The sequence below is a fragment of the Sphingosinicella sp. SM1-17 genome, assembly GCF_056821765.1.
The window spans coordinates 1454228-1476584 of the sequence record NZ_JBPDIO010000001.1 but is presented as its reverse complement, the minus strand read 5'-3'; the positions used below and the strand labels follow the sequence as shown (position 1 = coordinate 1476584).

Annotated in this window: 20 protein-coding genes and 1 tRNA gene; 13 read left to right on the top strand and 8 right to left on the bottom strand. The window is 66.2% G+C overall.

The window, feature by feature from the left end; all coding sequences use genetic code 11:
* Positions 1-89 precede the first annotated feature (89 nt).
* A complete protein-coding gene (locus ACRYLT_RS07425) occupies positions 90-1139 on the bottom strand; it encodes a class I SAM-dependent methyltransferase (protein WP_482663448.1) in 1050 nt (349 codons plus the stop codon).
* Positions 1140-1230: 91 nt separating this feature from the next.
* On the opposite strand from ACRYLT_RS07425, the gene ACRYLT_RS07420 reads away from it, so the two are divergent.
* From ACRYLT_RS07420 to ACRYLT_RS07395, 6 genes are all read left to right on the top strand, one after another.
* The gene (locus tag ACRYLT_RS07420; RefSeq protein ID WP_482663447.1) at positions 1231-2295 is read left to right on the top strand and encodes a GlxA family transcriptional regulator; all 1065 of its coding nucleotides are present in this window, start codon (positions 1231-1233) and stop codon (positions 2293-2295) included.
* A gap of 97 nt (positions 2296-2392) precedes the next feature.
* On the top strand, positions 2393-2983 hold the full coding sequence (locus tag ACRYLT_RS07415; RefSeq protein ID WP_482663446.1) for a LemA family protein: 591 nt from the start codon (positions 2393-2395) through the stop codon (positions 2981-2983).
* Between the two features lie 26 nt (positions 2984-3009).
* Complete coding sequence (locus ACRYLT_RS07410; RefSeq protein WP_482663445.1) at positions 3010-3147, top strand: hypothetical protein; 138 nt, start codon at positions 3010-3012, stop codon at positions 3145-3147.
* Positions 3144-3956 (top strand): TPM domain-containing protein, encoded by an 813-nt coding sequence (locus tag ACRYLT_RS07405; RefSeq protein WP_482663444.1) that lies wholly within the window; start codon positions 3144-3146, stop codon positions 3954-3956. Before ACRYLT_RS07410 ends, ACRYLT_RS07405 begins: the two co-directional genes overlap by 4 nt.
* On the top strand, positions 3956-4630 hold the full coding sequence (locus tag ACRYLT_RS07400) for a TPM domain-containing protein (protein WP_482663443.1): 675 nt from the start codon (positions 3956-3958) through the stop codon (positions 4628-4630). Before ACRYLT_RS07405 ends, ACRYLT_RS07400 begins: the two co-directional genes overlap by 1 nt.
* Entirely contained in the window at positions 4627-5172 is a 546-nt protein-coding gene (locus ACRYLT_RS07395) for an NUDIX hydrolase (RefSeq protein ID WP_482663442.1), read from the top strand. The genes ACRYLT_RS07400 and ACRYLT_RS07395 overlap by 4 nt, the downstream gene beginning before the upstream one ends.
* Positions 5173-5218: 46 nt before the next feature.
* Here the strand turns inward: ACRYLT_RS07395 and ACRYLT_RS07390 are convergent, their stop codons facing one another.
* Positions 5219-5497 carry an ETC complex I subunit gene (locus ACRYLT_RS07390; protein ID WP_482663441.1) on the bottom strand — a complete coding sequence of 93 codons (279 nt, stop codon included), beginning with the start codon at positions 5495-5497 and terminating at the stop codon, positions 5219-5221.
* 98 nt (positions 5498-5595) lie between these two features.
* Here ACRYLT_RS07390 and ACRYLT_RS07385 point away from each other — a divergent pair, with 98 nt between their 5' ends.
* From ACRYLT_RS07385 to ACRYLT_RS07370, 4 genes are read left to right on the top strand one after another with little or no spacing between them, the layout of a single operon-like run.
* Entirely contained in the window at positions 5596-7827 is a 2232-nt protein-coding gene (locus tag ACRYLT_RS07385; protein ID WP_482663440.1) for a xanthine dehydrogenase family protein molybdopterin-binding subunit, read from the top strand.
* Positions 7824-8831, top strand: a complete 1008-nt coding sequence (gene hemH, locus ACRYLT_RS07380; RefSeq protein ID WP_482663439.1) for a ferrochelatase — start codon at positions 7824-7826, stop codon at positions 8829-8831. The genes ACRYLT_RS07385 and hemH overlap by 4 nt, the downstream gene beginning before the upstream one ends.
* Positions 8832-8865: 34 nt before the next feature.
* Positions 8866-9588 carry an acetoacetyl-CoA reductase gene (gene phbB / locus ACRYLT_RS07375; RefSeq protein WP_482663438.1) on the top strand — a complete coding sequence of 241 codons (723 nt, stop codon included), beginning with the start codon at positions 8866-8868 and terminating at the stop codon, positions 9586-9588.
* Positions 9585-9863 carry a ribbon-helix-helix domain-containing protein gene (locus ACRYLT_RS07370; protein ID WP_482663437.1) on the top strand — a complete coding sequence of 93 codons (279 nt, stop codon included), beginning with the start codon at positions 9585-9587 and terminating at the stop codon, positions 9861-9863. The genes phbB and ACRYLT_RS07370 overlap by 4 nt, the downstream gene beginning before the upstream one ends.
* 51 nt (positions 9864-9914) lie before the next feature.
* Here the strand turns inward: ACRYLT_RS07370 and ACRYLT_RS07365 are convergent, their stop codons facing one another.
* From ACRYLT_RS07365 to ACRYLT_RS07350, 4 genes are all read right to left on the bottom strand, one after another.
* Positions 9915-14573, bottom strand: a complete 4659-nt coding sequence (locus ACRYLT_RS07365; protein WP_482663436.1) for an NAD-glutamate dehydrogenase — start codon at positions 14571-14573, stop codon at positions 9915-9917.
* Positions 14574-14672: 99 nt separating this feature from the next.
* A complete protein-coding gene (locus ACRYLT_RS07360) occupies positions 14673-15059 on the bottom strand; it encodes a cupredoxin domain-containing protein (protein ID WP_482663435.1) in 387 nt (128 codons plus the stop codon).
* A gap of 68 nt (positions 15060-15127) precedes the next feature.
* A complete protein-coding gene (locus ACRYLT_RS07355) occupies positions 15128-16297 on the bottom strand; it encodes a serine hydrolase domain-containing protein (protein WP_482663434.1) in 1170 nt (389 codons plus the stop codon).
* Positions 16298-16373: 76 nt separating this feature from the next.
* A complete protein-coding gene (locus ACRYLT_RS07350) occupies positions 16374-17696 on the bottom strand; it encodes a PAS domain-containing protein (RefSeq protein WP_482663433.1) in 1323 nt (440 codons plus the stop codon).
* Positions 17697-17829: 133 nt separating this feature from the next.
* Here ACRYLT_RS07350 and ACRYLT_RS07345 point away from each other — a divergent pair.
* Positions 17830-17905 (top strand) — tRNA-Thr (locus tag ACRYLT_RS07345).
* A 167-nt stretch (positions 17906-18072) separates the two neighbouring features.
* On the opposite strand, the gene ACRYLT_RS07340 is transcribed toward ACRYLT_RS07345, so the two are convergent.
* The gene (locus ACRYLT_RS07340; protein WP_482663432.1) at positions 18073-18966 is read right to left on the bottom strand and encodes a LysR family transcriptional regulator; all 894 of its coding nucleotides are present in this window, start codon (positions 18964-18966) and stop codon (positions 18073-18075) included.
* Between the two features lie 162 nt (positions 18967-19128).
* Here ACRYLT_RS07340 and ACRYLT_RS07335 point away from each other — a divergent pair, with 162 nt between their 5' ends.
* A complete protein-coding gene (locus ACRYLT_RS07335) occupies positions 19129-20181 on the top strand; it encodes an NAD(P)-dependent alcohol dehydrogenase (protein ID WP_482663431.1) in 1053 nt (350 codons plus the stop codon).
* A 21-nt stretch (positions 20182-20202) separates the two neighbouring features.
* On the opposite strand, the gene ACRYLT_RS07330 is transcribed toward ACRYLT_RS07335, so the two are convergent.
* On the bottom strand, positions 20203-20556 hold the full coding sequence (locus tag ACRYLT_RS07330) for a PilZ domain-containing protein (RefSeq protein WP_482663430.1): 354 nt from the start codon (positions 20554-20556) through the stop codon (positions 20203-20205).
* Between the two features lie 124 nt (positions 20557-20680).
* Between ACRYLT_RS07330 and ACRYLT_RS07325 the strand changes: the two genes are divergently transcribed.
* Positions 20681-22243 (top strand): L,D-transpeptidase family protein, encoded by a 1563-nt coding sequence (locus ACRYLT_RS07325; RefSeq protein ID WP_482663429.1) that lies wholly within the window; start codon positions 20681-20683, stop codon positions 22241-22243.
* The last annotated feature ends 114 nt before the right edge of the window (positions 22244-22357 follow it).

Below are 22357 nucleotides of genomic sequence, written 5' to 3'. Positions count from 1 at the left end.
CGCGCTCCGCCGAGCGGAATGGCGGTGTCATTGCGGACCCTTGCCGGCCGGGCCAGGCTGCGCTGCGGCCCGGCCGGCTTGATCCGGACTTAGCGGCAAGCCTCCAGCACCATGTTGAATGGCGTTTCCGCGGCCCGCCGCACCTTGTTCAGACCGCCTTCGCGAAGCACGGCTTCAAGCCGCTTCTGTCCGGCCTGTGCACCGAGGGCCGCGCCAACCTCCTGGCCCAGTGAGGCGGGCACACAGAAGTTGGTGGAGGCGGCATAGAAGATCCGCCCGACCGGGTGCAGATTGTCTTCCAGGGCATCGCCGGCCATCGGCTCGACCAGCATCACCTTCCCGTCCGGCGCCAGCGCCTCGGCCATGTGCCGGGCGGCGCCGACAGGGTCGCCCATGTCGTGGAGCGCGTCGAACAAGGTGATGAGATCGAATCCCCGGCCGGGGAAATCCTGAGCCCTCGCCACCTCGAAGCGCGCATTGGCCAGTCCCTTCGCCTGGCTGCGGGCCTCCTCGATCGATGCGTCGTGGAAATCGAAGCCGACGAATTCCGAGTTCGGGAAGGCCTCGGCCATGATCACCGTCGACGTGCCGTGGCCGCAGCCGACGTCCGCGACGCGGGCCCCTCGCTCGAGCCTTTCGACCACTCCGTCCAGCGCCGGCAGCCACGAACTGAGCAGATTGGACCGGTAGCCGGGACGGAAGAATCGGTCCGTGCCACAGAACAGGCAGCTGCACCGCTCCGTCCAGGAGACGCCCTTGCCCGTCCTGAACGCCTCCTTCAGCCGCGGCCGGTCCGCATAAGTGGCGACCAGGGCCTGAAAGCCGCCGACCATGTTGACCAGGCTGTCCTCGTCGGCGAGCACCGCCGACTGCTCCGGCGAAAGGCTGAACCGGCCGGTCGAGGCGTCATAGCTGATGAAGCCCGACGCTGCCTGGGCGGAGGCCCATTCCCGCACATAGCGTTCGTGCGTTCCGGTGGCCGCGGCGAGCGCGTCGGAATTCAAGGGCCCTTTCTCGGCCAAGGCCGAATAAAGGCCGAGTTCGTCTCCCAATATGACCAGGGCGGCGTTCTGCGCCGCGCCAAGCTCGTTGACCATCAGTCCAAGCAAAGCGTGAAGCTTGTTTTCGTCGATCTGCATGATGTTTGCTCTCGCCATTGTTTCGAAAAGTCGCCCCTTGCCTCACCCATAAGGATGGCGGCGCGACGGGATCAGTGGCAAAAGGGCTGCGATGGAGCCGATCGCGCCACCAGGCGGGGACGAAAGGCGACGGCCGCTCGATGTCAGCATCGTGCTGTTCCGCGAATCCGACCCCTGCGTCATCTACGGCATCTACGACACGCTCTATGCCCCGGGCGTGTTCTGGAACCGGATGGAGGGGCGCGACTGCGAGCCGCTGTTCCGGCCCCGTCTCGTCGCCGCGGCACCCGATCCGATCGAGCTGTTCACCGGAGTCACGATCGTTCCCCACGAGTCGATCGAAGAGGTCGAGCGGACGGACATCGTCTTCGTTCCGAACGTCATGGTTTACTCGGCGGAGTGCATCCGCCGTCTCGACCGGCGACTGATCGCCTGGATCCGCGACATGCACGCGCTCGGAGCACAGGTGTTGGCTTCCTGCGGCGGGCCGATCGTCCTCGCCGAGGCGGGCCTGCTCGACGGCCGCTCGGCGACCACTCACTGGAGCTATGTCAGCCTTCTTCGAAGCGAGTTTCCGGACGTCGACGTTCAGGAGAACAGGATCCTCGTCCAGAGCGGACCAGGCCATTCCCTGCTCTGCTCCGGCGGCTCATCGTCCTGGCAGGACCTCTGCCTCTATATGATCGCCCGCCACGGCGGAATCGCCGAAGCGCTCCGGATCTCGAAAATTTTCCTGTACCAGTGGCATCGCGACGGACAGCAGCCTTATGCGTCCATGGTCGTGAATGTCGGCCATGGCGACTCGGCCATCCTGCGTTGCCAGCAGTGGCTGGCGGAGCATTACGACCGTCCCGACCTGATCGGCGAGGTCGCGGCCCTGTCCGGCCTTTCCAAGCGCACCTTCGATCGTCGGTTTCGCGCGGCAACCGGCTACGCTCCGCTCGAATATGTCCAGTCGCTCCGGATCGAGGAGGCCAAGCAGATGCTCGAAACCGGCGAGGAGGCCGTGGAGGAGATTGCCCGTCAGGTCGGCTATCAGGATCCGGCCTCGTTCCGTCGGCTCTTCCGGCGCCACGTCGGGATGGCCCCTGGAGACTATCGTCGGAAGTTCCAGGTACCGGTGAACATGCTGCTCGACTCCGGCGGCTCGATCTGATTCCGACCCGGTGGTCGCCAGCGTTCGGCGGCCTGCCGTTGCGGAGCCGAAGCGGACACCCTAGGTGGGAGAACAGCACCATCCCGGGAGACCATTGATGCGCGCACGCCAGATTGCCGTTCTTGCACCGATCATGGTCCTACTTTCTGCCTGCGGGGTCAATTCGATCCCGACCGCGGAGGAGCAGGCGAAGGCAGAATGGGCCGACGTCCAGGCCGCCTATCAGCGGCGCGCCAATCTGATCCCCAACCTGGTCGCAACCGTCCAGGGCGCCGCAGCCTCGGAAGAGCGGATCCTCACCGAGGTGACCCAGGCGCGGGCCGACGCGACTCGGATCACGGTTCCGCCCGAGCAGCTCAGCGACCCACAGGCGATGGCTCGCTTCGCCGAGGCCCAGACCCGGCTCACCCTCACCCTCCAGCGGCTTCAGGAGGCCTATCCCCAGCTCCAGAGCCAGCAGAATTTCGCGACCCTGATGTCGCAGCTGGAAGGCACGGAGAACCGCATCACCATAGCGATCCGCGACTATAACGAGGCGGTCCGCGCTTATAATACCGAGATCCGTACCTTCCCGTCGGTGATCGGCGCCCGGATCATCTACGGTTCGGAACCGATGGTGCCGTTCGAGGCCACCGTGCCCAACGCCGACGTCGCTCCGACCGTGAATTTCGACACCAACACGCAGTGACGGGGCGCGGCCCCTTGGAAGCGCCCTTGCCCCTCCTGATCGCCTCGGGAGGCGCTGCCAACCTGTCGGACCCCGTTGCCGGTGGCAGCCGAAAGCTGATCGAGCGTCTCCGCTTCCGGCCATCGGCTTCGGAGATCGCCCGGCAGGACGGAGTCGTCACATGATCCGAAGTCTTTTTCTCCTGCTTCTGTTGATCGCCGCTTCGCCGGCGGCAGCGCAGAATTTTCCCGAGCTGACCGGGCGGGTCGTCGATCAGGCCGACCTGCTGTCGCCCGAGCAGGAGGCGGAGCTCACCAGCCGGCTTCAGGCGCTCGAACAGGCTTCCAGCCGGCAGCTGGTCGTTGCCACGATCGCCAGTCTGGAAGACTATCCGATCGAGGATTACGGCTATCAGCTCGGACGCCACTGGGGCATCGGCCAGAGCGAGGCCAATAACGGCACGCTCCTGATCGTCGCCCCCAACGAGAAGAAGGTCCGGATCGAAGTCGGCTATGGGCTGGAGCCGATCCTCACCGACGCTCTCTCGCACCAGATCATCCAGGAGCAGATCCTGCCGCGCTTCCGCAGCGGCGACTTTCCGGGCGGGATCGGCGCCGGGGTCGACTCGATCATCCAGCAGCTTCAGGCGCCTCCCGAGGAAGCCGAGCAGCGCGCTCTGGCGGCCGCTCAGGCCCGGCAAGGCGGCGGCGAGAGTGGATCGGTCTTCCCCCTCATCTTCTGGATCGTCGTTCTGATGTTCATCATCATCCCGATGCTTCGAAGCGGCTTCGGCGGACGCAGATATCGGGGCCGGCGCCGCCGCCACGGCGGACCGATCATCATCTGGGGGCCCGGGATGGGCAGCGGCGGATGGGGCGGCGGTTCATCGGGCAGCAGCTGGGGCGGCTGGAGCGGCGGCGGAGGCGGAAGCTTCGGCGGCTTTTCGGGTGGCGGCGGGTCGTTCGGCGGCGGCGGAGCCTCAGGAGGATGGTGATGAATCGCCTGACAGCGGAGGAGCATAAGCTGGTCACCGCGGCCGTGACCAAGGCCGAAACCGAAAGCGACGGCGAGATCGTCACGATCGTCGCCGGGCGGTCGGACGCCTATCACGACGTCGCGCTCCACTATTCGGTGCTGGCCATGCTGCTGGTTCCAGCCAAGCTCGCGCTCCTCCCACAAGGGTGGATCGACTGGGCGGCCGGCCTCGCCTTGGGCTGGAATGCCGAATTTTCGAGAGGCGCGCTGATGCTCGCCCTTTTCGTTCTGCTGGCGCTCGCCTTCCTCGTCGTCAGGCTGATCCTCGCCCATATGCCGCTGCGGATGGCGCTCACTCCGGGGCGAACCAAGACTCGGCGAGTCCATCGCCGTGCCATCGAGCTGTTCCGCACCGGGTGCGAGCTCAAGACGCGCGGCCGAACCGGAGTCCTGATCTACCTTTCGCTGCTCGAGCACCGGGCGGAAATCGTCGCCGACAAGGCGATCGCCGACCAAGTCGAGCCGGAAATCTGGGGCGAGGCGATGGCGGCGCTGGTCGACGAGGTCAAAGCGGGACGCCCGGGCCAGGGAATGGCACGAGCCGTCGAAAAGGTCGGGGAAGTGCTCGCCCGCATCCTTCCAAAGACCCTCGACAATCCGAACGAGCTTCCGGACAGGCTGGTCGAACTATGAGCCTCGACTCGAACGCCCCCGAGGAAATCGCCTGGCAGGGCAAGTTCATCGCCGCCAAGCGTCGTGGCAAATGGGAATATGTGTCCCGAACCCGAGGGGTGAGCGCAGCGGTGATCCTTGCCATCGAAGAAGGCCACGTCCTTCTTGTCGAGCAGTTCCGAGCGCCGTTGCAGTCGCCTTGCCTGGAGCTTCCGGCCGGACTGGTCGGCGACGAGGAGGAAGGCGAAGCCGTCGAAACCGCGGCGATCCGGGAATTGGAGGAGGAGACCGGCTATCGCGCCGAGCGGATGGTCGAGCTTGGCCGTTTCCATGCCTCGCCCGGAATGTCCTCAGAAGGCTTTACCCTCCTTCGCGCGGAAGGCCTTACCCGGGTCGGAGAAGGAGGAGGCGTGGCCGGCGAAGACATCATCGTCCATCGCGTCCCGATCGAGCAGGCGCCGGATTTCGTCGAAGCGAAGCGGCAGCAAGGCTGCGCCGTCGATGTGAAGCTGTTGCTCCTGCTGGCCTCCCGCTTCCTCAAGAGCGCTGAGCAGGGCGGGTAGGCCGCGGCTCGGCTGAGCCGAACCTTCTGGCAATCCGCTTTACCGGCTATCGGAAATTGTCGGCGTAGGACTGGAGCTTCAGCTTCGGCTGCGCCGGCGGGACAAGATGATAGTCGATGCCATTGCGATCCGCATAGGCCTGGGCCGCTTCGAGGCTCGGAAAGCTGAGCTTGATCTGCTCCTGGGTCTCGGCGCCCCCCGACCAGCCGGTCAGCGGATCGGGACGCTTGGGCCTGCGGGATTCGAATTCGAGCACCCATTCGCCCGTGCGGGCTTTTCCGGACTGCATCGCATTCTTGTAGCGCTGGTAGATTCGGGCCGCCATCGGTGCTCCTCCGGGCCGCGTCCGTGCCCAATCCCGCGGCAGGAATCAAGCGGGGCTAAGGCTTTGCGCTCCCGTCGCCGCCCGCTATCAGCAACCGGATGGCAGAAGACGACCAAGGCGGAGGCGTCAGCCGGCGCTCGGTGCTGATCGGCGGCGGCGCGGGCGTCGGCCTTGTCGTCGCCTGGGCGCTCTGGCCACGAACCTACACGCCCAACCTGAGCACCGCACCCGGCGAAGTCCTGTTCAACGCCTTTCTCAGAATCGCGCAGGACGGCCGAGTGATCGTGGCCGTTCCGCAGACCGAGATCGGCCAGGGTGTCTTCACCAGCCTGCCGCAGATCCTGGCGGACGAGCTCGGCGCCGACTGGCGAACCGTTTCGGTCGAACCGGCGCCGATCGGCCCTCTTTACGCCAACACCTTGGTCGCCGAACAGGCGGCGGAGGACAGTGCTTTGCCTTCCATCCTCGGCATCGACCACTGGGCGGCCCGCCAATATGCGATCCGCAATTCGCTGATGATCACCGGCGGATCGACATCGGTTCGCGCCTTCCAGAACCGGCTGCGCGAGGCCGGTGCCTCAGCCCGAGCCCTGCTCTGCATGGCGGCGGCCGAGCGCTGGGATGCCGATTGGCGGGAACTCGACACGCGCGACGGCTTCGTCTGGCGCGACAACGACCGGATTCCGTTTGCCGAGCTGGCCGAAGCCGCCGCCGCTCGCGAACCGCCCGAAGAGCTGCCGGTCCGGGGCGGGATGGAAAACCGGCTGGTCGGGCAACCGCTTCCGCGACTCGACGTTCCGGCCAAGCTCGACGGCTCCGCCTTGTTCGCCGGCGACGTGAGGCTTCCGGACATGCTCTATGCGGCGGTGCGAAGCGGCCCGCCAGGAAGCCGTCTCGTCGGGCTCGACCGCGATGCCGCCGACGGCCAGGTGCATGGCGCCCTGACGCTCGTCGAGAACCCGCATTGGGTCGCGGTGGTCGGAAGCAATTGGTGGGCGGCCGGCAAGGCGCTCGACCTGCTCCGGCCGCGCTTCGAGCTGCCGGGCGGGCTCGCCGGCGGGTATAGTATCGCGGCCACTCTGGCCGAAGCGCTGGACGAGGGCGAGGCGGAGCGCAGTTTCGAAGCCGGCAATGTCGACGAGCCCGGTGCCGGAGCGAGCCATGTCACCGCCAGCTACGACGTCGGACCCGCGCCCGGCGCGGCGGTCGAGACGCTGACCGCGACGGCGCGCAAGATCGGCGACCGGCTGGAGATCTGGGCGCCGTCACAGGCCCCGAGCCTTGCCCGAGCCGCTGCCGCCCGGGCGACCGGGTTCCCGGAGAACTATGTCACGCTTTATCCCACCCTTGCCGGCGGCGGCTATGGGCGCAAGTTCGAGACGGAGGCGATCGAACAGGCAGCGATCCTGGCAATCCGGATGGGTCGACCGGTGCAGCTCGTCTGGCCGCGGATCCAGGAAATCCAGCGCGACAGCTTCCGCCCCCCCGCCGCGGCGCGGATGAGCGCGTGGGTCCGGCAGGGCGCAATCCTCGGATGGCACGCCCGAATTGCAGCGCCCTCGACCGGCCGCGAGGTCGCCGATCGGCTGCACGTGCCGGCCAGCCTGTTTCAGCCTCATGGCGGCCCGGTGGCGGGCGCTGTCCCGCCCTACGGGATCGCCAATGTGGCGATCGACCATGTGCCGGTCGAGCCCGGAATCCAGACCGGGTTCTGGCGCTCGGGGCCCCACAGCTACACCTGCTTCTTCACGGAAAGCTTCATCGACGAGCTTGCGCGCACGGCGGGGCAGGAACCCTTGTCCTTCCGGATGTCGATGCTCGGCTCCAACCCGCGCCTGGCCCGAGCGCTTGCCACCGCGACGTCGATCGGCGGTTGGGACGGCGGCGCTCCGGGAAGCAGCATGGGCATCGCGGCGCACAGCGCCTTCGGATCGCACATCGCCACCCTCGTCGAGATCGAGGTGACCCGCGAGCAGAGGGTGCGGGTTTTGCGGGCCGTCTGCGCCGTCGATTGCGGCCGGATCGTCAATCCCGAAATCGTCAGGCAGCAGATCGAAGGCGGCCTGATCCACGGAATCTCCGCGGCTACCGGGCTTCCGCTCGACTTCGAAAATGGCGTCCCGACCGCTCGGACGATCGGTGCCTTGGGGCTGCCGATCCTGCGCGATTCGCCCGAAGTGACCGTCGAGATCCTGGAAAGCGAGGAGGAACCCGGCGGAGCGACCGAACTGGCGGTACCGACCGCGGCTCCGGCCATCGCCAACGCCCTTTTCGCCCTTACCGGTCAGCGGCTCCGCTCGCTGCCGCTTGCCATCGGAAGCCGTCCATGATTCCGCCCCCGGACCATCCCGCAATAGCTGAACCCAAGATCGGCGTGCTTCTGGTCAATCTGGGCACGCCGAACCGCCCCGAACCCGGCGCGGTCCGAGTCTATCTGAAGGAATTCCTGTCCGACCCGCGAGTGGTGGAGATCCCGCAATTGGTCTGGCAGCCCCTGCTCCGGGGGGTCATCCTCACCACTCGGCCGAAAAAGTCCGCTCATGCCTATCGGCAGGTGTGGACGGACGAAGGCTCCCCGCTTGCCGTCATCACCGCTCGGCAGGCCCGTGCGCTAGCTGGGGCGTTCGGCCCACGAGTGATCGTCGACCATGCGATGCGCTACGGGAAACCCGCCATCCGGGAGCGGATCGCTGCACTCAAGGATCAAGGCTGCGACCGGATCCTCGTCGCTCCCCTTTATCCCCAATATAGCGCGGCGACGACCGCAACCGCCAATGACGAGGCCTTTGCGCAGCTCAAGCGGATGCGCTGGCAGCCGGCGATTCGGACGCTTCCCCCCTATCATGACGATCCCGCCTATATCGCGGCACTGAAGTCCGGAATCGAATCGGAGCTCGCGAAGCTCCCTTTCGCGCCGGACGCGATCATCGCCAGCTTTCACGGCATGCCGGAGCGCACGCTCCACCTTGGCGACCCTTATCATTGCCATTGCCAGAAGACGGCTCGGCTCCTCGGAGACGCGCTCGGCCGCGAGCTGACGGTCGCCTTCCAGTCGCGTTTCGGCCGAGCCCGCTGGCTCGAGCCGGCAACCGACCGGCTCCTGGCCGAGCTGCCCGGCAAAGGCGTGCGCAAAGTTGCCGTCGTCGCGCCCGGTTTCTCTGCCGATTGCCTGGAGACCCTGGAGGAGCTGGCGATTCGCGGGCGGGAGACCTTCCTCGATTCCGGCGGGACCGAATTCGCCTATCTACCCTGCCTCAACGACAGCGAAGGCGGAGTGGCCATGCTTCGCTCGCTGATCCGCCGCCAGCTTGAAGGTTGGCTGCCGCCGCAATAAGGCGCCCGTAGAAATACCATAAGGGAGAGGCACCATGGCACGCGTCGCGATCGTCACAGGTGGAACCCGCGGCATCGGTGAGGCGATCAGCCTTGCCCTGCGCGATGCGGGCGTCACCGTGGCGGCAAACTATGCCGGCAACGAGGAAAAAGCGCGGGACTTCACAAGCCGCACCGGAATCAAGGCCTATAAATGGGACGTTTCCGATTTCGATTCCTGCATGGCCGGCGTTCAGCAGATCGAAGCCGAACTCGGCCCGGTCGACGTCCTCGTCAACAATGCCGGGATCACCCGCGACGGAACGATGAAGCGGATGAGCCGACAGATGTGGGACGAGGTGATCGACGTCAATCTCGGCGGCTGCTTCAACATGGCCAAGGCCGTGTGGAACGGAATGAACGAGCGCAAATATGGTCGGATCGTCAATATCGGATCGATCAACGGCCAGGCCGGGCAATATGGCCAGGTGAATTACGCCGCCGCCAAATCCGGGATCCACGGCTTCACCAAGGCCCTGGCCCAGGAAGGCGCCCGTTCCGGGATCACCGTCAACGCGATCGCACCCGGCTATATCGACACCGAGATGGTTGCGGCCGTTCCGCAGGACGTCCTGGAGAAGATTGTTGCTCGAATTCCCGTCGGCCGGCTTGGTCGGGCTGACGAGATTGCGCGCGGAGTCACCTTCCTGTGCGCCGAGGATGCCGGCTTCATCACCGGATCGACCCTGTCGATCAACGGCGGCCAGCACATGTATTGATCGACCGGAAGACCGTCGCAGTGGCAAGCGGGCAGGAGCGGACCGGTCCGGTCAAGCGCTCGATCATGATCGCCGGGCATGCCACCTCGATCAGCCTGGAGCCGATCTTCTGGGACGCGCTGCGGGAGGCGGCGGCGGAAGAGGAGCTGCCGCTGAACGCCCTGGTCGCCCGGATCGACGCCGAACGTGTCCGGGCGGCCGACCCGCCCAATCTCGGAAGCGCGATCCGGGTCTGGCTCTTCGAGCGGGAGAGGCGCGGGAACCGCAGGGCCTGACCGCACGCCCGTCGCCAGGCTTCCCTTCGCTCCTGCTCGATGCCGGCGGTATCAGCGCGCCAGCAGCACTCGCGCCTGGGTAGCGATCTGCGCCAGCATCGGTGCGGTCGTCACCGACGCGGTGCGGGCCCGATCGACGGTGCGGCGGAACTGCTCGATCCGCGCTTCCTGCTGAGCGACCCACTGATCGACCGCGGCCTTGGGATCGCCGCCCTCGCGTCGCGACAGGAAATCGAGCCGGAGCTGCTCGAAATCCCGCGCAAGGCCAGCGGTGAGCAGCCGTTCCCACTGGTCGCGGGCCTGGAAATGATTGGCCGCATTCTGGGCCCAATCCAGCCCCAACGCCTCGCCCAGCGACGTATAGGCCTCGGTAAGCACGACCTCGTCGATTCCCAGCGTACGTCCGAGCTCGGCCAGGCCAACCCCTCCGTTCATCTCGAACAAGCGGACGATCCGCTCCGCCAGGTCCCTCGGTGCACCCATCGACTCGAGCTCGGCCCGAAGTCCGCTCGCCTCCATCTTGGGCTCGGGCCGAAGCAGATCGTCGACCGCGTCGTTGAGCTTGGTCAGGCCCGGCCGAAGCCGGTCGACCAGCGCACCTGGAGTCATTTCCGGCGAGGTGCAGCGAAGCAGGTCGGCAATGTGCAGCTGAAGCCCGGCGGACGCCTGTTCGAACAAGGCCAGCCTGACCTGTTCCGGGACGTCCGCCTGGTCCAGGTCCGCCCATAGCCGGTCCATGTCGAACAGCCGCTCGGCGGCGACGAAGGCCGCCACCGCCTGGCCGAAGGACGCCCCCTCCTCTTCCGTCAGCGAGAAGGGGGCGACGATCCCGAGGCGATTGACGAAGCGGTTCGCGATCTTGGTCGCAATGATCTGCTTGCGCAGCCGGTGCTGAAGCAGGGCCTCGCGCTGCCGCTCCTGCATCTGCGGCGGAAAAGCCGCGAGGAGCTCCGGTTCGAGCGTCGGATCGTCCGTCCAGCTGGCATTTTCGATGGCGCTTTGAAGCCGCATCTTGGCGGTCGAAAGCAGGACCGCCAGTTCGGGCCGGGTAAGACCATTATTCTGCTGCGAGCGGCGCAGCAGCTCCTCGTTGCTTTCCAGCCCTTCAACCTTCCGGTTGAGCCGGCCGCTTTCCTCGAGGATCTCGATCACCCGGACGAGCTGCGGCAGAGCGCGGGCACCGCCGCGCTCGGCAATCGAAAGCGCGAGCGTCTGGAGTCGATTGTCCTCGAGCACGATCGAGGCAACATCCTCGGTCATCTCGGCGAGCAGGAGGTTGCGCTCCTCGAACTCGAGCCGCCCTTCGCGCATTTCGCGATTCAGCGGGATCTTGATGTTGACCTCGTTGTCCGAGCAGTCGACGCCGGCCGAATTGTCGATGAAGTCGGTGTTGATCCGCCCGCCATGTTGGGCGAACTCGATTCGCGCCGCCTGGGTGATGGCGAGATTGGCGCCCTCGCCGAGCGCCTTGGCGCGAAGTTCGAAAGCGTTGATCCGGATCGAATCATTGCCCGGGTCGCCAACGTCGGCATGACTTTCCGTTCGCGCCTTGATGTAGGTGCCGATGCCGCCGAACCAGAGCAGATCGACCGGGCTCTTCAGGATCGCCGAAATGAGGACGTTCGGCTCCACCTCTTCCTCGTCGATCTTCAGGAGCGACCGAACTTCCGGGCTGAGCGGGATCGATTTCTGGCTTCGCGGGAAGACTCCGCCGCCCCTGGAGATGAGCGCCTTGTCATAATCTTCCCAGGTCGAGCGCGGCAGCTCGAACAGCCGCTTGCGCTCCGCCCAGCTCGTCGCCGGGTCGGGATCCGGATCGAGGAAGATGTGACGATGGTCGAACGCGGCGACGAGCTTGATCGCCTTGGACAGGAGCATTCCGTTGCCGAACACGTCGCCCGACATGTCGCCGACACCCGCCACCTGGATCGGCTGGGTCTGGACGTCGATTCCCATCTCCCGGAAATGGCGTTGAACCGAGACCCACGCCCCGCGGGCGGTGATTCCCATCGCCTTGTGATCGTAGCCGTAGCTGCCGCCGCTCGCGAAAGCGTCGCCCAGCCAGAACTTCCGCTCGACGGCGATGGCGTTGGCGACGTCGGAAAAGGTCGCGGTCCCCTTGTCGGCGGCGACGACGAAATAGGGATCCTCCCCATCGCGAATGACGACGCCTTCGGGATGAACCACCTTCTCGTTCACGATATTGTCGGTGATCGACAGAAGCGAGCGGATGAAGATCCGGTAGGCCTCGGTGCCTTCGGCGAGCCAGGCGTCGCGATCCGAAACCGGCGGAAGCTGCTTGGGATAGAAGCCGCCCTTGGCTCCGGTCGGCACGATCACCGCATTCTTGACCAGCTGCGCTTTCATCAGGCCGAGGATCTCGGTGCGGAAATCGTCGCGCCGGTCGGACCAGCGAAGCCCGCCGCGGGCGATCGGACCGCCGCGGAGGTGGATCCCCTCGAGCCTGGGACTGTAGACCCAGATTTCCCGCCACGGCCGCGGTGCCGGCAGATCGGGCACAAGGGTGGAATCGAGCTTGAAGGCGAGGGCTTCCTCACCCGACGGGGCGAAGGCGTTGGTGCGCAGGGTCGCCAGGATCACGCCCCTGATCAGCCGCAGGATCCTGTCCTCGTCGATCGCCGCGACGGCGGCGAGCCCCTGCCTGATCCGTCGGTCCGCTCCCTTCACGGCTTCGTCGCGGGAACCCTCCAGCGCCGGATCGTGCAACGCCTGGAAAAGGGCGACCAGTCCGCGAGTCACCTGAGGCGCACGCCGAAGCGCTTCGACCACGGTGATCAGCGAATAGGAAAGGCCGGTCTGGCGAAGGTAGCGGAACCAGGCGCGGAACAGGACGACGGCGCCCGGTTCCAGCCCCGTGGACACGATCAGCTGGTTGAACGCGTCATTCTCCGAACGGCCTTCGAGCACGGCGGCGACAGCGGATTCGATCACCGAGGCTCGAGCCATGATCGGATCGGCGGGTGAACCGTCCAGGGTGGCAACGGCAAATTCGTGGATGTTCGCCTGATCGTCCTCAAGACGCGTCGGCGTTTCCTTCAAAACCTTGAATCCGAAATCTTCGAGGACCGGCACCACGTCCGACAGCGGCACGAGACCGCCGCGACGATAGATTTTGAGTCGGAGCTGACTCTCCGGGTCGATCGGCAGCTGGTAGAGCCGAACGGAACGTTCGCGATCGCTCGCCAGCGCGTCCAGCCGGACGATGTCGTGAGCGGCATCCTCGGCCGGGTAGCGGGACCGGTAGGCGGTCGGAAACAGATGCGCGTAGGACATGGTGAGCCGGGTCGCGCGGGCAACGCCTGCAAGCTCGGTAAGGCTCGCCTCGACCGCAGGCGCCCAGCCCCGCACCATGTCGTCCAATTGCCGGTCGAGCGCGGCCGTATCGGGCGTCGGCCGCTGCGGATCGACCGCGAAAGTGTAGCGGATCAGGGCCATGTCGCCGTCACCGAGCGACACCGACCAATTGGTCTGCCGCCCCTCGGCCGCCCGTCCGATCATCTCGCCGATGTCGATCCGGCGACGGGTGGTGAGTTCGTCACGCGGCAGCCAGACGAAGGCGAAGAGATGCCCCTGGAGAATCGATCGGAACAGGGCGAGGGTCGGCCTCGGACGGTCGGCCAGCGACATGGAGGTAGCGACGAGATCGCCGACCGAATCGCTGCTGATATTGATGAGCAGATCGTGCGGGAGCGCCATCATCGCGTGGCGGAGCGCCTTGCCGCTATGGCCGCGCGGATCGAAGCCGAAGCTCCGCTCCAGCTCGGCGAGACGCCGCCGAAGCACCGGCACTTCCTCGACGGGCGAATTCAGAGCTTCGCTGGTCCAGAGCCCGACATGCACGCCGACGCCGACGACCCGTCCATTCTCCTTTACCGGAACGACCACCAGGTCCAGGGGGACCCGCCGGTGGACCGGCGATTTCCGGTCGGCCTTGGCGAGCAGCGGCACGGCGCCGCCCTGTTCGAAATAGCGGATCGCGCCTTCGCAGCCGCCTTCATCCGTCGGCTCGCCGGGAAGCCGGAACAGGCCCAGCTTGTCGCTGGGAGCCGCCCCGGGCCGCTCGACCTGATAGCCAAGCAGGGTCATCGCCCCGTCGGCAAACCAGTGAAGCAGGTCGCGCCCCTCTTCGTCCTCGATCTGATCGGCATCCGAGCGCATCCGGTCCTGCATCGCTCGCCAGTCGGTCACGGCGGCGCGAACATCGGCCAGGACCCGATGAAGTTCGGCGAGAAGCGCGCTTCGGATTCGGGCCTCGGCACGATCGACCTCGATATACATGATCGACTCGCGGCGGCTGAGATCCTCGCAGAGGGGCTCGATCGTCTGAAGGCAGCCTTGTTCGTCCCGCCCCGCGCAGACCACCGGATGAAGCAGCCGGTGGATGATCAGTCCCCGGGCGGCGATCGCGCCGGCAATCGAATCGACCAGGAACGGCATGTCGTCATTGACGATCGCGATCCGCATCCGGCGGTGGCCGAGCCGGGTGCTGGTCGACTCCAGCCGGACCAAAGCGACGCCCGGAGGGCGGCGCATGGCACAGGACAGTACGAACTCGGCGGCGGCGCGACGATCCTCGTCGCTGAAATTCTCCAGCTCGCCTGGAAGGGCGCCATGACGCAGCGCATGGCTGAGGCTGTCCAGCAGGCGCTCGTCAGCGGTGTCTCCCGCCTGCCTGCTCTCCGCTTTCATCGCATCTACTCCCGGGGTTCGGACGGGCGGCAGTGCGCCCCGATTTGCGGCGCCTATAGCCCCGCCGCCGAGCGAGGAGCAAGCTGAGCTGAGTGCCGGCTATTCGACCAGGATCTCGCCTCTCATCCCCAGCGCGGAGTGAAAGTCGTGGGTGCAGCGCAACCGGTACCGCCCGCGCTCCGGCACCAATCGGATTTCCCGAACCTGCCGTTTCGGCACCTCCACCGAGCCGGCACGCATGTGGAGGCGGTCGCTCGGCTCGACGGCCGCGAGAGCGAAGAATTGCGGTGCCGAAAAATCATGACCGCGACCGCCGGAATTCACCAGCCGGAGCACAACCGGCTCGCCGGCGCGAAGCCGGAGGGTGTCGGGACGGAAGACAAAGCTGGCGACACGCACTTCGATGGTCGGGGCACGGCTCCAGTCCGGCTCGGCCGCGGCAGCCGGCGTCGCAACCAGCAGGAAGATCAGGGAAAAAGAACGCATTCTGGCCTCCGTACGCGAACCGATGACGGGTGCTAGCACGCGCACGCCCGGCGGCGAAGGGGCCCTGCTCAGTCGGCGAATTGCGGATATTCCCAGGCCCAGGGAAGGCCGGTGGGGCCGAGGACGAGTTCCGCCACTTCTTCGAAAAAGGCTTCTGCCCGGACGTCATTGGCCAGCAAAAGGACGCAGCGCCGGCCTTGCTCCAGACAGACCCACATGTTGCCGGTGCTGTCATTGTGGCCGCCCTTGAAGAAGCCGGCACCCTGCGGACCCCGGAAGGTGACCACGCCCAGTCCGGCGCCAAGGCCGGGCCAGCGCTGCACCGTGGCCTCGGGCGCAAGCGAAGGGAATTGGGAGTCGGTCAGGATCGGCGCCTGCTCGCGGACCATTTCGGCGCGAGCTTGCGGACTCAGCCCTTCGCCGCGAATGAAACCGGCAGCGAAGCGGGCGAAATCCTCGATCGTCGTGTCCATCGATCCGGCCGCCCGGACGCGACTTCGCTCGTCATGCGGTTCGGTGCGTCCGTCCACCATCCACCCGTCGGCAAGATTGTTCGCGAAGTCCGGCCGCCACATCATGCTGGTATTGCGCATTCCGAAGCGGTCGAACACGCGCCGCTGCATCTCCGCGCCGAGGTCCAGGCCCAGGCCGCGCTCGAGCACGAACTGAAGGAGGATCAGGCCTTCGCCTGAATAAGCGTAGCGGGCGCCGGGATCGAAATGGAAGCGCAGCCGGCCGTCAGGTTCGACGAAGGCGAAATTGCTGAAGCCGGACCGGTGCGAAAGCAGGATGCGCGGAGTCAGCTGCCGCCAGCGTTCGTCGCCGGCCAGATGGTGCCAGGGGGCGTAATCGTCCTCGTCGCTCGAATATTCGGGAAGCGGTCGAGGCAGATAGTCGGCGATCGAGCGATCGAGATCGATCACCCCTTCGTCGACCAGCTGCATGACGGTGTAGGCGAACACCGCCTTGGTCAGCGAGGCTCCGTACATGATCGTGTCCGTCCGAAGCGGTTCTCCGGCGCCGTTGCGATCGCCCCAGCTTCGCACCAGCACCGGCTGCCCGTCCTCGATCACGGCCATGGCGAAGCCTCGGGTGCCGGTACGCTCCATCGCCGCGCGCACCGTCGATTCGAGCCGATCCGGCAGGCCCGCCGCCGCCGCAGCGTCCCGCTGGGCGGCCGAAGCCGGTGCGATCGCCAGAACGAAAGCCAGTCCGGCCATGAGCATAGGCAACTTCATGAGTCCTCCCGTCCTGTTGCTACAAGTGTAGCGACGTGGGAGGCGCTCGACCAGCCTCAGGTCGAGGCCGGTTCGATCAGGCGGCACTCCTTCGGATCGCCTGGTCGGTCAGCCGGGAATCGGCAATCGGGGCGACGACGGCGTAGCGCCGGCCCTTTTCACGCCGAGCGACGAGAAGAAGGAATTCCTCCTCGCCTTGCGGGAGCTCGACCTCGACATGAGCGAAAGCCGGCGCGCTCCTCAGCCGGTCGCGAATCTCCTCTGCCCGGTCAGGGCGTGGCTCCGGCCGACGCGCCCGACGCTCCTCCTGGACGACTCCCTTGAGTCCTCCCGGATGGCTCAGGAGTCGCTCGGATAGTTCGCCCTGGCCGAGACCCGAGCGCCTGGCCCAGGAAAGCGCAGCGGCAAATTCGGTCAGTCGGGTCTTGTCGTAGCCGGCGCCGAAAATCAGCTTGACGATCGGAGTCATCGGCGCCCGCGCCTGAACCTTCAGTCCGGCCTCCTGGAGCAGTTCGGCATAGGCCTGCGGTTCCGAGTCGGCGGCGAGCGCGAAGTCATAGGCCTGGCCGAGCGCCCGATAGAGAGCGGCGTGGCTTCGCTGCGCCGTCGAGTTCGCCCGCTCGGCACATTCGCGGGCGATGCTCAGGCGGTCGAACAGGGTCGCGTCGTCGGCGAGGATCCAGGCTTCGGAAACGCCGCTTTCCTCGTCCGGCCAGAGGCTGAGCGTCAGGCTGTCCGATTCGGCCTGCTCGGAAGGGGCGGAAACCTGGAGATCGGCGGTCGGACCGTCGGCCCAGACGGGGCAATCGGCGGGCGCGGGGGCGGCGGTGATCGCCCGGTCGACCTCGCCGACGATCGCGTCGGCGGTGCCGCGATCGGCGAGTTCCTTCCAGTTGATGACGCCGTAGATGAAGTCGATCCTTTCGCCGTCGGACGAAAGCGGCATCAGGATTCCGCGATAAAGGGTGTTGAAGCCCCGCTGCCCGACGAATTCGGCCTCGAACCCGATTGGCGCGCGATTCGCGATGATCTGAAGGAAGTGATCGGTCAGCCGGGAAAGCAGCGAACGCTGCGGAACTTCGCTGATCTGCCGGATCGCCTGGTCGAGATCGCATTCGGCACGGAGCGCCCGGCCGAGAAAGGCGATCTCCGGATCCTCCGGGTTGCGCGAGAAATCGAGCAGGACGCTGTGCGGCCCGAAATCCTCGATCGTGTGGGGGTCGACGTCCTGGATCGAGGGATAAGCGCGGCCGTTGAGCAGCGACACCCAGTAATTGTAGGCGCGCACATGCATCCGACGCTCGTCGACGCCGATCTCCGGAGGACGCTCCATGGCCGCTTCCTCGTCCGCGACCGGCTGCAGCGCGGCTTCGTCTTCAAAGGCCCGGAAGCTGTCCATATTGTCTTCAGTCACACCCCGCGTTGGTGGGATGAAGGTGCACCCTCGTGGTTGAGATATGGTTAAACCTGAGGCCCTCGCCCGCTTGTCTTTGCCCATGGCCACTGATAAGGGCGCGCTTCCCAGGCCAAGGGCCGCTTTAGCTCAGCTGGTAGAGCACATCATTCGTAATGATGGGGTCGTGGGTTCGAGTCCCCCAAGCGGCACCATGGTCAGGCAAACAGGGCTCGGCACTGTTCAGCCGTGTCCGGCGGACATGGCCGCCGGACCGTCCATCGCGCCGGGTGGCACCCTCCATCGAAATTCCGTGCTGAAGTCATGCAAGGCTTGCCACCGTCGTGCGGGCGGTCGCCGACGAGTCCCGCACGGCCTTCTCCTATCCCCTCCAGCGCAACGCCTCGACGATGATCGCGAAGGCGGCGGTGGGCTGGCGTCGGCTCGGATAATAGAGGCGATAGCCCGGAAAGGGCGGCGACCATTGCGTCAGCACCGACTCCAACGCCCCGTTTTCCAGGTGCGGTTCAATGAGGGACTGGGGCAGATAGGCGATTCCGAAGCCCTCGAGCGCGGCCTGGAGGATCGGCAGAATCGACGAGAAGGTCAGCTGGCCCTCGACCCTGACGCGCAAGTCGCGCCCATCGCGGACGAATTCCCAGGCATAGAGCCCGCCCAGAGTCGGCAATCTCAGATTGATGCAATCGTGGCCGGTCAGTTCCTCCAGCGAGCCGGGCCGGCCGCGCTTCTGGAAATAAGCAGGCGAAGCGACCGCAAGCATCCGTGCCTCCGGACCGATCGGAACGGCGATCATGTCCTTGGCGACGATCTCTCCGAACCGGACGCCGGCGTCGAAACCCTCCGCGACAATGTCCGTCAGGGTATAGTCGGTGACGACCTCGACATGGATATCGGGGTGGTCGGGCAGGACCCGCCTGAGCGCCGGCCAAAGAACCGACGCGAGGGAATGTTCGTCGGCACTGATCCGGACCGTTCCCGCCGGCCTGTCGCGCAACGCGCTGAGACCGCTCAGTTCGGCTTCGATCTCGTCGAGCCGGGGACCGATCGAGGAGATCAGTCGTTCTCCGATCTCAGTTGGCCTGACGCTTCGAGTCGTGCGGTTGAGCAGTCTCAATCCCAGCCGCTCCTCCAAGGCGCGAAGACTGTGGCTCAGGGCCGAAGGCGTGACCCCGAGCTTTGCCGCGGCCCGGGTAAAGCTTCGCTCTCGGGCCACCTGGAGGAAGGCTGACAGGTCCGCCAGGTGCTGGCGGTTCATTGATGAATCCTGCTCATAACAACATGGAGATTATAGCTCATTATTGCTGCCGCTGTCCCCGTCTATCCCCCACCCGAGGGTCCGCGGCCTCTGCTCCGACCAGGCTTCCCGAGCCCCACGACGCCCGTCTGGACAATCGCCTCCGCAACCGAAGGATAGCTCATGATCACCAAAGCCTATGCAGCCCATGCCGCCGACAAGCCGCTGGAGCCGATCCACATCGAGCGCCGCCAGCCGGGGTCGAAGGACGTGCAGATCGAGATCGCCTATTGCGGCGTCTGCCATTCCGACCTCCACACCGTCCGGTCCGAATGGGCGGGCACGCTTTATCCCTGCGTCCCCGGCCACGAAATCGTCGGCCGAGTCACTGCGGTCGGCGGCGAAGTGACCGGCTTCGCGCCCGGCGACACGGTGGGCGTCGGCTGCATGGTCGACAGCTGCCAGCATTGCGCCTCCTGTTCCGAAGGCCTCGAGCAATATTGCCTCAACGGCTTCGTCGGCACCTACAACGCACCGACCCAGGATCCGCCCGGCCATACGCTGGGCGGCTATTCGCAGCGGATCACTGTGGATGAGCGGTTCGTGCTCAGGATCAGCCATCCCGAAGAGCAGCTGGCGGCGGTCGCCCCGCTGCTTTGCGCAGGAATCACCACTTATTCGCCGCTCCGCAATTGGAAGGTGGGGCCGGGCATGAAGGTGGGGATCGTCGGCATCGGCGGGCTCGGCCATATGGGCGTCAAGCTCGCCCATGCGATGGGAGCGCGCACCGTCGCCTTCACCACATCGGAAGGCAAGCGCCAGGATGCGCTCGATCTCGGCGCCGACGAAGTGATCGTCTCGCGCCATGCCGACGAGATGCAGAGGCATTCGGGAAGCTTCGACTTCATCCTCGACACGGTGGCTGCAAGCCACGATCTCGACGCCTTTACGGCCCTGCTGAAGCTCGACGGCACCTTGTGCCTGGTCGGCGTGCCGGAGCATGCCCATCCCTCGCCGAGTGTGGCCACTTTGATCTTTGGCCGCCGGTCGATTGCCGGGTCGCTGATCGGCGGAATTCCCGAAACTCAGGAGATGCTCGATTTCTGCGCCGAGAAGGGGATCGTCGCCGACATCGAGATGATCCGGATCGAGCAGATCGAGGAAGCCTATGACCGGATGCAGAAGAGCGACGTCCGCTATCGCTTCGTGATCGACAATGGCTCGCTGGCGGACTGATTCCCAGCGGGCGGGCGGCTCCTAGCGCCGCGGTCCGAAATGGCCGCGGCGGAGGGGCTTGCGATTGGCTTCGACGATCAGGTCGATCGTCGCGGGGTGGAGCGGCGAAACGAATTCGAAGCCGGCCTTGCCCTGCTCGACCCAGACCGCCCGGCTGTTCTGCGGCTCAAGCCCGGGAAGCTTCAGCCAGACGAAGGCTCCCGGCTCGAGGGTGAACTGGCCCTCGGCGGCGAACCCGTGAGTTGAAAGGTTGAGCACTTCGACCTCGGCCACGGTTGCGCCGGGATCCCGCAGCCGGGCCGCAAGGTTGACGAGCCGACGCTCCGCCTGACGGCCGTCCGGCACCGGAAGAATGGCCAATTGTCCTCGGGTCACCGTCAGTCTCCCTCTGTCGGCGCCTATGCCGGATATTGCCTAATCAAGGCTTAAGTCGCGGGCTCGGGAAACCGGGGGGTCGCCGAGCGTTGCCACTCGGTAAGCTGTTCAGTTTGGAGTATTTGTGCGCGCACGAGTCTTGATCGCGGCGGCGTTGATCGCCCTGGGGGGTTGTGATGGCAGTCAAGGTGGCGGAGCCGGTTCCGCGGCGGTTCAACCGGATCAGGTCGATTCGGCCCGGCTTCGCGAAGCGGCCTCCGATCCAAGGGTTCGCCGCTTCTACGAAGCAAGGGGATGGCAACCGGCCTGGACGGACCAGCTGGCGGAGGCGCTGACACAGGCGATCGGCGGCGCCAAGCGTCACGCATTGGACGAGCGCCATTTCCTGCAGCCTGTCGAACAGGCACAGGGCGCGACGGCGAAGGAGGCCGCCCTCACCCTCGCCGCCTTGTCCTATGCCGACGCCCTTGCGCGCGGCCGAACCGATCCTTCCCGGCTCTTCGATGTCTATACGGTCCCACGTCCCGATCCCGATCTGGCCCGGGGCCTCGCCCAGGCGATCGAGGCCGGGAACCTTGCCGAGTGGATCGAAGGCCTGGCGCCCCAGGATCCGGAATACAGGCTGATGTCGGAGGCTTACCTGCGCTACAGCGACAATGCAGGCCAGCAGCGCCGGACGATCCCCTCCGGCGATTCGGTTCGGCCGGGCGCGAGCGATCCGCGAATTCCCGCAATAGCCGCCGCGCTGCGCTCAGACGGCTACCTTCAGTCCGCAGAGCCGGCCCAGGCCGCTGCGCCGCAGCCGGGGAAAAATCAGCAGAAGAGCCAGCAGCCGCCGTCCGATCGCTATTCGCCCGAACTGGTCGCGGCAGTTCGCCGCCTGCAGCAGGATTACGGACTCGAGACCGACGGAATCATCGATTCGGCGACTCTTGTGGCGATCAATGACGGGCCGTTCGAACGCGCCCGAACCCTCGCCGTCAATCTTGAGCGCCGACGCTGGCTCGCTCGCGAGCTCCCGCAGAGCCGGATCGACGTCAACACCGCTGCGGCAATGCTCGCTTACTGGCGCGACGGCGCCGCCGTCGACCGTCGCCGGGTCGTCGTGGGTCAGCCCGGCAACGAAACCCCCGAGCTCGGCTCGCCGCTCTTCCGGCTGGTCGCCAATCCGACCTGGACCGTTCCCCGGTCGATCCAGGAAGAGGAGATCGAGCCCAAGGGATCGGGCTACATGGCCCGCAACAATATGGAATGGCGCGACGGCTGGATCGTCCAGAAATCCGGGCCGACCAACGCCCTCGGGCTCGTCAAGTTCGACATGAGGAACGATCACGCCATCTACCTCCACGACACGCCTTCGAAGGCGCTGTTCAACGAGGATCAGAGGCACTTCAGCCATGGCTGCGTCCGGGTGCAGGACGCGCTCGGCTTTGCTCAGCTCATCGCCCGCCATGAAGGCGTGGAGGAGGAGTGGCAGCGGGCAAGGGCAACAGGGGAGGAGACTTTCGTCGCCCTGCCGAAGCAGATCCCGGTGCGGCTGCTTTACCATACCGCGTTCGCGGACGGCGATCGGATCGTGTTCCGGCCGGACCCCTATGGCTGGGACGAGGATGTTGCCGAAGCGCTCGGACTGGCCGCGCGCGACCGGCAGCCGCGCCCGCAGCATCGTGGCGATGTCGGCCCCTGACCGGCTCGATTCGGGCACGGAACGGCGGGCCGGGCCGGAACGGCACGAGGCACCCGCCCGTTGAGGCGGTGCGGACGATCCGCGCGTTCCGGCAGATATCGAGGAGACTTTCAA

Bases quoted from the DNA above. Each gene is read 5' to 3' on its own strand.
- ACRYLT_RS07425 (WP_482663448.1), bottom strand. From the start codon at position 1,139: ATGCAGATCGACGAAAACAAGCTTCACGCTTTGCTTGGACTGATGGTC.
- ACRYLT_RS07420 (WP_482663447.1), top strand. From the start codon at position 1,231: ATGGAGCCGATCGCGCCACCAGGCGGGGACGAAAGGCGACGGCCGCTC.
- ACRYLT_RS07415 (WP_482663446.1), top strand. From the start codon at position 2,393: ATGCGCGCACGCCAGATTGCCGTTCTTGCACCGATCATGGTCCTACTT.
- ACRYLT_RS07405 (WP_482663444.1), top strand. From the start codon at position 3,144: ATGATCCGAAGTCTTTTTCTCCTGCTTCTGTTGATCGCCGCTTCGCCG.
- ACRYLT_RS07400 (WP_482663443.1), top strand. From the start codon at position 3,956: ATGAATCGCCTGACAGCGGAGGAGCATAAGCTGGTCACCGCGGCCGTG.
- ACRYLT_RS07395 (WP_482663442.1), top strand. From the start codon at position 4,627: ATGAGCCTCGACTCGAACGCCCCCGAGGAAATCGCCTGGCAGGGCAAG.
- ACRYLT_RS07390 (WP_482663441.1), bottom strand. From the start codon at position 5,497: ATGGCGGCCCGAATCTACCAGCGCTACAAGAATGCGATGCAGTCCGGA.
- ACRYLT_RS07385 (WP_482663440.1), top strand. From the start codon at position 5,596: ATGGCAGAAGACGACCAAGGCGGAGGCGTCAGCCGGCGCTCGGTGCTG.
- hemH (WP_482663439.1), top strand. From the start codon at position 7,824: ATGATTCCGCCCCCGGACCATCCCGCAATAGCTGAACCCAAGATCGGC.
- phbB (WP_482663438.1), top strand. From the start codon at position 8,866: ATGGCACGCGTCGCGATCGTCACAGGTGGAACCCGCGGCATCGGTGAG.
- ACRYLT_RS07365 (WP_482663436.1), bottom strand. From the start codon at position 14,573: ATGAAAGCGGAGAGCAGGCAGGCGGGAGACACCGCTGACGAGCGCCTG.
- ACRYLT_RS07360 (WP_482663435.1), bottom strand. From the start codon at position 15,059: ATGCGTTCTTTTTCCCTGATCTTCCTGCTGGTTGCGACGCCGGCTGCC.
- ACRYLT_RS07355 (WP_482663434.1), bottom strand. From the start codon at position 16,297: ATGAAGTTGCCTATGCTCATGGCCGGACTGGCTTTCGTTCTGGCGATC.
- ACRYLT_RS07350 (WP_482663433.1), bottom strand. From the start codon at position 17,696: ATGGACAGCTTCCGGGCCTTTGAAGACGAAGCCGCGCTGCAGCCGGTC.
- ACRYLT_RS07340 (WP_482663432.1), bottom strand. From the start codon at position 18,966: ATGAACCGCCAGCACCTGGCGGACCTGTCAGCCTTCCTCCAGGTGGCC.
- ACRYLT_RS07335 (WP_482663431.1), top strand. From the start codon at position 19,129: ATGATCACCAAAGCCTATGCAGCCCATGCCGCCGACAAGCCGCTGGAG.